Source organism: Cellulomonas algicola (genome assembly GCF_003851725.1).
Classification (GTDB): Bacteria; Actinomycetota; Actinomycetes; order Actinomycetales; family Cellulomonadaceae; genus Cellulomonas; species Cellulomonas algicola.
The window spans coordinates 1-10052 of record NZ_BHYL01000316.1 but is presented as its reverse complement, the minus strand read 5'-3'; the positions used below and the strand labels follow the sequence as shown (position 1 = coordinate 10052).

At 77.3% G+C, this 10052-nt stretch carries 9 protein-coding genes; 7 read left to right on the top strand and 2 right to left on the bottom strand.

What is annotated here, in order from left to right; all coding sequences use genetic code 11:
* From CTKZ_RS17605 to CTKZ_RS17590, 4 genes are all read left to right on the top strand, one after another.
* Positions 1 to 749 (top strand): MFS transporter (locus tag CTKZ_RS17605; protein WP_148090515.1); only part of this gene is annotated, 749 nt, incomplete at its 5' end.
* A 62-nt stretch (positions 750 to 811) separates the two neighbouring features.
* On the top strand, positions 812 to 2128 hold the full coding sequence (locus tag CTKZ_RS17600; protein ID WP_124344157.1) for an endo-1,4-beta-xylanase: 1317 nt from the start codon (positions 812 to 814) through the stop codon (positions 2126 to 2128).
* Positions 2129 to 2174: 46 nt separating this feature from the next.
* Positions 2175 to 3017, top strand: a complete 843-nt coding sequence (locus CTKZ_RS17595) for a TrmH family RNA methyltransferase (protein ID WP_124344156.1) — start codon at positions 2175 to 2177, stop codon at positions 3015 to 3017.
* A gap of 187 nt (positions 3018 to 3204) precedes the next feature.
* Positions 3205 to 3762 carry a hypothetical protein gene (locus CTKZ_RS17590; RefSeq protein ID WP_124344155.1) on the top strand — a complete coding sequence of 186 codons (558 nt, stop codon included), beginning with the start codon at positions 3205 to 3207 and terminating at the stop codon, positions 3760 to 3762.
* A gap of 113 nt (positions 3763 to 3875) precedes the next feature.
* Here CTKZ_RS17590 and CTKZ_RS17585 read toward each other — a convergent pair whose 3' ends face one another.
* Both CTKZ_RS17585 and CTKZ_RS17580 read right to left on the bottom strand, forming a co-directional pair.
* A complete protein-coding gene (locus tag CTKZ_RS17585; protein WP_124344154.1) occupies positions 3876 to 4460 on the bottom strand; it encodes a YbaK/EbsC family protein in 585 nt (194 codons plus the stop codon).
* Positions 4457 to 4996 (bottom strand): YbhB/YbcL family Raf kinase inhibitor-like protein, encoded by a 540-nt coding sequence (locus CTKZ_RS17580; protein WP_124344153.1) that lies wholly within the window; start codon positions 4994 to 4996, stop codon positions 4457 to 4459. The genes CTKZ_RS17585 and CTKZ_RS17580 overlap by 4 nt, the downstream gene beginning before the upstream one ends.
* A gap of 197 nt (positions 4997 to 5193) precedes the next feature.
* On the opposite strand from CTKZ_RS17580, the gene imuA' reads away from it, so the two are divergent.
* The 3 genes from imuA' to CTKZ_RS17565 form a co-directional block, all read left to right on the top strand.
* Complete coding sequence (imuA', locus tag CTKZ_RS22100) at positions 5194 to 6333, top strand: DnaE2-dependent mutagenesis accessory factor ImuA' (protein WP_200829800.1); 1140 nt, start codon at positions 5194 to 5196, stop codon at positions 6331 to 6333.
* A 10-nt stretch (positions 6334 to 6343) separates the two neighbouring features.
* Positions 6344 to 8380: a DNA polymerase Y family protein gene (locus tag CTKZ_RS17570; RefSeq protein WP_124344152.1), complete on the top strand. Its 2037-nt coding sequence runs from the start codon at positions 6344 to 6346 to the stop codon at positions 8378 to 8380.
* Positions 8373 to 10052 (top strand): PHP domain-containing protein (locus CTKZ_RS17565; protein ID WP_235843541.1); only part of this gene is annotated, 1680 nt, incomplete at its 3' end. The genes CTKZ_RS17570 and CTKZ_RS17565, both read left to right, overlap by 8 nt.

Genomic DNA, 10052 nt, shown 5'->3' with positions numbered 1-10052 from the left:
CCACTGCGGCGCTCGCCGTCGTCACCGCGGTGCTCGTGTCACGGCAGCGGGTCGGCGGCGCGATGACGCCGGCGGAGCGGGCCGCGCTCGCGGACGGGACGCCCGTGCCGGACGTGCCGACCGTCGACGTCGCCGACGGGCCGCGCCGCGCGGGCGCGCCGACGTGGTGGTTCCTCGCCGCCATCGTCGCGGCCATCGCGCTCGAGAACGCGACGACCTACTGGGCGACGGACCTCGTGCGCGAGCAGACCGGCGCCGGCGCGGGCATCGCGGCCGCGACCACGGCCGGGCTCGTCGCCGGCATGACGGCCGTGCGGTTCGTCGTCGCGCCGCTGTCGCTGCGCGTGCGGCCCGCGCTGCTGCTGGTCGTCGCGTTCGGCGTGGCGATCGTCGGGTGGGTGATCCTGTGGACCGCGACCGTGCCCGGCGTCGCGCTCGCAGGCCTCGTCGTCGCCGGGTTCGGGTACGGCGCGCAGTACCCGCTGTCGATCTCCCTGCTGCTCGCCGCGGCGCCCGGCCAGGGTGACCGGGCGCAGGCGCGCGCGACGCTCGCGGGCGGGATCGCGATCGGCGTGGCGCCGTTCGCGCTGGGCGCGCTCGCTGACGTCGTCGGCGCGCACACCGCGTTCGTCGTCGTGCCGGTGATCGCGGTCGCGGGCGCCGTCGCCAGCTGGGTCGGCGGTGCGGCGCTGCGGCGCGAGGCGTCCGGTGGGGTGTCGGTGGACACGTCGGTCGTCGAGGTTCGATAACGTTATCGAACCCGGGTGAGCCCGACCCGGTCGACGACGACCACGAGGACACGCGCAACCCCATGACCGACCTCTCGCACGCCCCCGTCCCGACGACCACCACGACCGCCGCCGGGGGTGCCGACCCCACGCTCGCGCACCGGACCGCCGACGCCCGCGTCCTGCTGCGCGGACCCGACGGGGCGCCGCTGCCCGGTACCGACGTCGTCGTCGCGCAGACGCGGCACGCCTTCGGCTTCGGCTGCATCGGCTTCGACCTCATCGGCCACGCGAACCGCGAGACCACCGACGCGCCGTCGGCGTTCGGCGGCGCGAGCGCCGGGTCCGCGCCCGCGCTCGCCGACCTCTGGTTCGACGTCTTCAACACCGTGACGCTGCCGTTCTACTGGGCCCAGTTCGAGCCCGAGCGCGGACGTCCGGACACCGAGCGCCTGCTGCGCGCGGCCCGCTGGTTCGCCGAGCGCGGCGCCCACGTCAAGGGCCACCCGCTCGCCTGGCACACCGTCGCACCGTCCTGGCTGCGTGACCTGCCCGTCGACGAGGTCGAGACGGCCGTGCGGGACCGCATCACGCGCGACGTCACCGCGTTCGCAGGCGTCGTCGACACGTGGGACGCCATCAACGAGGTCGTCATCATGCCCGTCTTCGACAAGGAGCCGAACGGGCTCACGCGCCTCGCCTGGGACCGCGGGCGCATCCCGACGATCCGGCTCGCGTTCGAGACCGCCCGCGCCGCCAACCCGGGCGCGACCCTCCTGCTCAACGACTTCGACATGTCCACCGCGTACGAGTGCCTGATCGAGGGCGTGCTCGAGGCCGGCATCCAGGTCGACGCGCTCGGCCTCCAGAGCCACATGCACCAGGGCTACTGGGGCGAGGAGAAGACGCTGCGCATCCTCGACCGCTTCGCGCGGTTCGGGCTGCCGCTGCACCTCACCGAGACGACGCTCGTGTCGGGCGAGCTCATGCCCGCGCACGTCGACGACCTCAACGACCACCAGGTCGACTCGTGGCCGTCGACGCCCGAGGGCGAGGCGCGGCAGGCCGACGAGCTCGAGCGGCACTACCGCACGCTCCTGTCGCACCCCGCGGTCGCGTCGACGACCTACTGGGGGATCGCCGACGAGGGCGCGTGGCTCGGCGCGCCCGCCGGGCTCGTGCGCCGCGACGGGACGCCCAAGCCCGCGTACGACGCGCTGCGGCGGCTCGTGCGCGAGGAGTGGTGGCTCGCGCCGACGACGCTGCGCACCGACGACGACGGGACCGTGCCGGTGCACGGGTTCCTCGGCGACTACACCGCGACCGTCGGCGACCGCACGGTGCCGTTCGTGCTCGACGGCGGTGCCGTCGGGCCGGTCGAGGTGCGTCTGCCGGCCTGACCGTGTCCCGTGCGGGGGCGTGGTCCGCGGCTGGGAGGATGGGCGCGTGCCACGCCCGGACCTGCAGCCCGTCACCGACCCGTCCGACCCGCGGCTCGCCGACTACGTCTCCCTGACGGACGTCGCGCTGCGCTCCCGGCACGAGCCCGAGAAGGGCCTCTACATCGCGGAGTCGTCGACCGTGCTCGGCCGCGCGCTGCGGGCCGGGCACCGGCCGCGGTCGGTGTTGCTCGCGCCGCGCTGGGTGCCGGACCTCGAGCGCATGCTGGCCGACCTGCCCGACGACGGCGCGATCGTGCCCGTCTACGTCGCGGACGAGCCCGTGCTCGAGGCCATCACCGGCTTCCACGTGCACCGGGGCGCGCTCGCCGCGATGCACCGCCCGCCGCTCGCGCCCGTCGCCGACGTGCTCGCCGGTGCGCGTGACGGTGCCGGGGCGCGTCGCGTCGCGGTGCTCGAGGACGTCGTCGACCACACCAACGTCGGCGCCGCGTTCCGCTCCGCCGCCGCGCTCGGCGTCGACGCCGTGCTCGTCACGCCGCGCTGCGCCGACCCGCTCTACCGCCGCTCGGTGCGCGTGTCGATGGGGACCGTCTTCCAGGTGCCGTGGACGCGCGTCGACCCGTGGCCCGACGGCATCGACGAGCTGCGCGCGCACGGGTTCGTCACCGCGTCCCTCGCTCTCGCCGACGACGCGCTCACGCTCGACGAGCTGGTCGCCGACCCGCCCGGACGGCTCGCGCTCGTCCTCGGGGCCGAGGGGCACGGCCTCAAGCCCGCGACCGTCGCCGCGTCCGACCTCGTCGTGCGCATCCCCATGGCCGGGGGCGTGGACTCGCTCAACGTCGCTGCCGCGGCCGCGGTCGCGTTCTGGGCGACGCGCGCCTGAGCCGCTCCTCGGGCGGCCGGTCGGGTCCGTCCCGTGTGACGAGACGCACACGCGGCCGCTCGGGCGAATCGGGGTGCGCGATGTCGGTGGCGTGCGGCAGGCTCGGAGGCTGACGCCGGCGTCTGCGGTCCTCGCTGTGCTCGCGTGCGCCGCAGGAGCACGGGTGCGACGAGGACGGAGGTGGGACGTGGCCGCATGGGGCCCCGGCGCGTTCGACGCCCACCCCGCGCTCGACTTCCTCGAACGACTCACGTTCCAGCACGCCGAGGTCGACGCGACCCTCGACGTCGTGCCCGGCTCGGTCGACGTCGACGCCGTCGCCGAGCGCCTGCGCCACGAGCTGCGCTCCGCCGCCGACGGCTTCCCGTTCGCGTGCTACGCCTTCCCGCAGTCCACCTACGCCACGGCCGGCCTCGTCGCCGCGGTGCTCACCGGTGCGCACCGCCGACCCCCGTCGCGCCGCCGCCGCGGCGGTCGCGACCGGCTCGGGCTGGGCGCGCACGGCGGGCACACCGTGCTGCTCACCGAGCGGCACGCGCTCGACCTGCAGCCCGACGCCCGGGCCGCCGCCCGCGTCCTCGCGTCGCCCGAGGCATGGGCCGACGAGCCCGACGCGACCGTGCACCTGCTCGCCGCGACGCGGCAGCTCGAGTCGCTGCTCGGCCGCACCTACGCGCCGTCGCCCGCACCGCTGCGCGTGCCGGGGCAGGCCGTGTGGGGCCGGGCGCTCCCGCACCGCCGCTGACGCGTCCGCGCTGACGGCGCGCCGCTGACGATCCCGCTGACGCACGGCAGTCGACGCCCACGCCGTGAGCACCCACGAGTCGCCCCGGCGTCCCACGCCGCCGGCTCCACCGGTCAGCCGAGCGCGAGCCCTTCCACGACCTCGACGCCCGGTGCGGACGCGAGCAGCGCACCGGGCAGCGCGACCTTCGAACGGCGCAGACCGCTGCCGATGACGACGACCGGGCCCGCGTCCGGGTCGTCCGTCGCGACGCGCGCGTCGACCAGCACCCGGTAGTCCGCCGGCAGGCCGAGCGGCGTGATGCCGCCGTACTCCATCCCCGACTCCGCGACCGCGCGGTCCGTCGGCAGGAACGACGCCTTGCGCACGTCCAGCAGCCGCTTCACGGCGTTGTTGACGTCCGCCCGGGTCGTCGCACGCACGACAGCCGCGGCGACGCGCTCGTCGCCCTCGCGGCGGCCTGCCACCAGCACGCAGTTCGCCGACGCCGCCGGCGGCAGGTCGTAGGCGGCCGTGAGCGCCGCGGTGTCCGCCAGGTCGGGGTCGATCTCGGTGACCACCACGGCGTCCGCGACGCGGTCGTCGGCGGCGGCCCACGCCTCGACCGCGGCGCGCACCGGGTCGGCCAGCAGGTCGGGGCGGTCGAGCGCGCGGACCCAGGTCAGCGAGCCGAGCGTCGTCGTCGGGTCCGCCGTCACCGCTGGTACGTCCCGACGAGCACGGCACGCGCGAGCGTGTGGAACACGACGGCGGTGTTCACCGCGCCCGGCATCGCGTCCGGTCCGACGCCGAGCGAGTCGGTGTCGAGCGCGTGCACGACGAAGAAGTACCGGTGCACCTGGTCCCCGGGCGGGGGAGCAGCGCCGACGTAGGCGGGCTCGCCGTCGTCGCCGCGCAGCGCGAAGGCCCCGTCGGGCAGCGTCGTGCTGCCGGCGGTCCCCGCGCCCGTCGCGAGCTCGGTCGTCGTCGCGGGGACGTCCACGAGCGTCCAGTGCCACCAGCCCGCCGGGCCGGGGGCGTCCGGGTCGAAGCAGCTCACGACGAACGAGCGCGTCTCGGGCGGGAAGCCCGACCACGCCAGGTGCGGCGACACGTTGGCGCCCGCCGGGGTGTTCGTGTGCGCGTCGGGGAGGCGGTCGCCGTGCGTGACGTCGTCGCTGCGCAGCTCGAACGACGGCACCGCGGGCAGCAGCGAGTACGGGTCGGGGGCGACGGGGCGGGTCAGCGAGGTCATCGCGTCATCATCGCCCGGCGGGGCGTGCGGTGCGCGCGGTCCAGGCCTGGCGATCGCCCGGGCGGGTGGCTCGGATTGACACGCCTCCGGGTGTCAGCGTCTACTGAGATACTTCGAACAGATGTTCGATCGGATGCGAGATCACGAACGTCGCCGCAGGTCACAGCGGTGTACGTGCGTGCTGGAGGTGGGTGCCGATGGCGGCGAGCGTGCTGTCCGAGCAGGCACGGGTCGAGCTGGCCCGGGCCGTGCTGGCGCACGCCGAGCTGCGGACCGGGGCACGCAGCGTCCGGGTCGGGACGCGCCCGGCCGAGCCGTCCGCGAGCCCTGCCGCGGGCACCCGGCACGGGTCGGAGACCGGGTCCACGCCGGCCGGCGGCGCGCCCGTGCCGTTCGCGGCGGACCCGGTGCGCGGGGCGACACGTCCGTCGTCGGGTCTGCTGCCGACGCACCGTGCCGACCGGTCCACGGCGTCCGCGACGCCCGGCGCCGTGCCCACCGACCGTGCCGTGTCGCCGCACGGCGTGCCCGTCGACCGCACCCTGTCGCCGCACGGCGTGCCCGTCGACCACACCGCGTCGCCGCACACCGCCCCCGCCGACCGCACCCTGTCGTCGCGGGCCGCGGACGAGGCGTGGGCACGGTCGCACCCGACCACGTCCGTGCCCCGGCCCGCCGGGGTGCTCGCCGCCGAGCGGCCGCCGCTGCCCGTCCCGGACCGGCTCGCGCCGCTGCTGCCCGACGGGCTGCGCCGCGGTGCGACGACGGCCGTCGTGGGATCGACCTCGCTCGTCCTGACGATGCTCGCGCACGCCTGCGCGGGCGGGGCGTGGGCGGCCGTCGTGGGGCAGCCGACCGTGGGGCTGCTCGCCGCCGCGGAGGCCGGGGTGGCGCTCGAACGGCTCGCGCTCGTACCGCGGCCGGGCCAGGACGCCGCGACCGTCGTCGCGGCGCTCGTCGACGGCATCGACGTGGTGCTCGTCGGACCCGACACCGTGCTCACCGACACCGACCGGCGCCGGCTGTCCGCGCGGGCGCGCGACCGCGGTGCGGTGCTGCTGTCGAGCGTCGCGTGGCCGGGCGCGTCGACGGTGCTGACCGTCGAGGCGGGCCGCTGGTGGGGCGTCGGCGCGGGGGAGGGGCGGCTGCGCACGCACGAGCTGCGCGTCACACGGTCGGGGCGCGGCGGGTCGGCCGTGCCGCTGTCCGTGGACGTCACGCTGCCGCTGTCGGCGGACAGCCCGTCCGTCCCCGTCGCGCCGCCCGCGGCGACGGTCGTGCCGCCCGAGGTCGTCGACGAGCAGCAGCCGGCCGTCGGCCTGCGGCTCGTGGGTTGAGAGGCGCGTCGTGAGCACCCGCACCACCGTCCTCTGGGTCCCCGACTGGCCCGTCGTCGCCGCGACCACCGCCGACGAGGTCCCCGCGCACCTGCCCGCCGCCGTGCACGACGGCCGGCGCGTCACCGCCGTCTCGGCGCTCGCGCGCGTCGAGGGGGTCCGTCGCGGCATGCGGCGTCGGCAGGCGCAGGGGTGCTGCCCCGAGCTCGTGCTGCTGCCCGCCGACGACGCGCGCGACGTGCGCCTGTTCGAGCCGGTCGCGAGCGCCGCGGAGACCGTCGTCGCCGGGATCGAGGTCGTGCGCGCCGGTCTGCTGCTGCTGCCCGCCGGGGGTGCCACCCGGTACCACGGGTCGGAGGACGTGCTCGCGGAGCGGCTCGTCGACGCCGTCGCCGCGCGCGCGGGGCACGAGTGCGCGGTCGGCACCGCCGACGGGCTGCTCGCCGCGGTCGTCGCCGCGCGCACCGGGGCCGTCGTGCCGCCGGGCTCGTCGCCCGCGTTCCTCGCCGCACGCGGGGTCACCGAGCTCGTGCACGCCGCCGTCACCGAGGACGCCACCCAGCAGGTCGCCGACCTCGTCGACCTGCTGCACCGGCTCGGCCTGCGCACGCTCGGGCAGCTCGCCGCGCTGCCGACCGGGGACGTGCACGCGCGCTTCGGGCGGCTCGGCGTGTGGGCGCAGACGCTCGCGCGCGGCGACGACGAGCGCCCACCGGCCCGTCGCCGCCCCGAGGCCGACCTCGAGGTCGTCGCCGAGCTCGACCCGCCCGTCGACCGGGTCGACACCGCGACGTTCGCCGGCCGCCGGCTGGCCGAGGACCTGCACGCGCAGCTCGTGCACCGGTCCGTGTCGTGCGGGCGCATGCAGATCGCCGCGCGCACCGACGACGGCACCGACCTGGTCCGCACCTGGCGCACCGACCTCGGCGGGTTCGGCGGGCTGACGCCGCAGCGCATCACCGACCGCATCCGCTGGCAGCTCGAGAGCTGGCTGTCGTCCACGGCCGTCGCGACCGCCCGCAGCCGCGCGCAGGACGCCCCCGAGCGCGTCCGTGCGGCCCGTGCGCGCGCCGCACGTGCCCGGGCCGCGCGCGACGGGTCGCAGGACCCGTGGGCGTTCGACGACCTCGTCGACGAGCCGTGGGTCGACGACGACGTCCGGCCCGTGACGCTCGTGCGGCTCGCCGTCACCGCGCTCGACGTCGCCCCTGCGGGTGCGGAGCAGGGCCGGCTGTGGGGCGGCCCGTCGGGCGGCGACCTGCGGGCGCACCGCGCGCTCGACCGCGTGCAGGGGATCGTCGGCGGGCAGGGCGTGCTCACCGCGACGCTCCAGGGCGGTCGCGGTGTGCGCGACCAGGTGCACCTGCAGCCGTGGGGCGAGCAGACGCAGGCCGTGCGCGCCGCCGACCTCCCGTGGCCCGGGCGGCTGCCGGACCCGGCTCCCGCGACCGTCCTCGCACGTCCGCTCCCTGTCGACGTGCGCGACGCCGCCGGGCGGCCCGTGGTCCTCGACGTCCGCGTCGGGCTGCGCGGCGAGCCCGCGACGGTCCGCTGGCCGCTCGCGTCGGACGCCGACGTGCCGTCGGGGGCGCGGGCGTCGGCGCGCTCGGCAGGACCGGGCGCGTGGGGTCCCGGTGGGACGGCACGTCCGTCGGCGTACCGGACGTCGTCCGCAGACGGCTCGTCGGGCCACCTCCCGTCGTCCGCTCGGCTCGCGCCGTCGGCTCGTCCCGGCTCGTCCGCGCGGTTCCCCTCGTCGGGCGGTCTCACGTCGGCCGACGGGTTCCTGGCGTCCGACGGGTGGCCGTCCGGCGGGCCGCGACCGGGTGCGGGTGTCGCGTCGGACGACGGACCCGGCGAGCCGGGCGGGGTGCGCGAGCGGGCGGTCGTCGGGTGGGCGGGCCCGTGGCTGTCGAGCGAGCGCTGGTGGGGGACCGGAGGACGGGGCGGCGTGCGCGGGCACCTGCAGGTCGCGTTCGACGACGGTGACGCGGTGCTGCTCGCCGGCGACGCGGACGGCTGGACGTGCGAGGCGACGTATGACTGACAACTGGCTGGCGCCCGACCGCTCGGCGGTACCTGACGTCTCCCGCACGTCGCGGGCCTCCTTCCCGCCGCGGTACGCCGAGCTGCACGCGCACTCGGCGTTCAGCTTCCTCGACGGCGCGAGCCAGCCCGAGGAGCTCGCCGCGGAGGCCGCCCGGCTCGGGCTCGGCGCGCTCGCGCTCACCGACCACGACGGGCTGTACGGCGTCGTCCGGTTCTCGCAGGCCGCGAAGGCCGTCGGGCTGCCCACCGCGTTCGGCGCCGAGCTGCACCTGCCCGCCCCCGACGGCCGCAAGCACGCGCGGGAGCGCACGCGCGCCACCCCGGGGCTGCCGGTGCTCGACCTGCCGACGGGCGTGCCCGACCCGCGCGCGTCCCACCTCCTGGTGCTCGCGCGCGGACCCGCGGGGTACCGGGCGCTGTCCCGGTCGATCGCCGAGGCGCACCTGCGCACGGGGGAGAAGGGTGCCGCGGACTACCGGCTGGAGGAGCTCGCCGCGAACGCCGCGGGCCAGTGGCTCGTGCTCACGGGCTGCCGCAAGGGCTCCGTGCGGCGCGCGCTCGCGGGCGGCGACCCGTCGGGCGTCGGCGGGGTCGCACCGGGGGGTCTGGACGCCGCACGCACCGAGCTGGACCGGCTCGTCGCGCTGTTCGGCCGGGACAACGTCGCCGTCGAGGTCACCGCGTCGGCCGACCCCTACGACTCCGAGCGGGCCGACGCGCTCGCGTCGCTCGCCGCCGACGCGGGCCTCCCGCTCGTCGCGACGGGCAACGTGCACTACGCGACGCCGCGCGACGCGGACCTCGCCGCGGCGCTCGCGGCCGTCCGGGCCCGCTCGTCCGTCGAGGACCTCGACGGGTGGCTGCCCGCGGCCCCCGTCGCGCACCTGCGGTCCGCGGAGGAGATGCTCGCGCTGCACCGGCGGCACCCGTCGGCGGTCGGCACGGCCGCGGCGCTCGCGGCCGAGTGCGCGTTCGACCTGTCGCTCGTCGCACCGCAGCTGCCGCCGTACCCGGTCCCGGACGGGCACACCGAGGCGACGTGGCTGCGCGAGCTCGTCCGGCAGGGCGCGCTCGAGCTGTACGGGCCGCCCGACGACGAGCGCGTGCCCGGCGCGTACGCGCAGCTCGCGCACGAGCTCCGCGTCATCGAGGACCTCGGGTTCCCGGGGTACTTCCTCGTCGTCTACGACCTGGTGAAGTTCTGCCGCGACCACGGGATCCTCGCGCAGGGCCGCGGCTCGGCCGCGAACTCGGCGGTCTGCTACGCGCTGCGCGTCACGGCCGTCGACGCGGTGCGGCACGGGCTGCTGTTCGAGCGGTTCCTCGCACCCGAGCGTGACGGGCCGCCGGACATCGACGTCGACATCGAGTCCGCGCGCCGCGAGGAGGTCATCCAGTACGTCTTCGAGAAGCACGGCCGGTCGCACGCCGCGCAGGTCGCCAACGTCATCTCGTACCGGCCGCGCTCCGCGATCCGCGACGCGGCCCGGGCCCTCGGGTACGACGCCGGCCAGCAGGACGCGTGGGCCAAGTCCATCGAGCGCTGGGGCAGTCTGCGTCCGCCGGAGCCCGCACCGGCACCCCCGCCGGCACCCCCGTCGCCGGCGCGCCCGACACCGCCGCCGCCCGCCCCGCCGGGACCGTCGGGCCGGCGGCGGTCCGCCGAGACC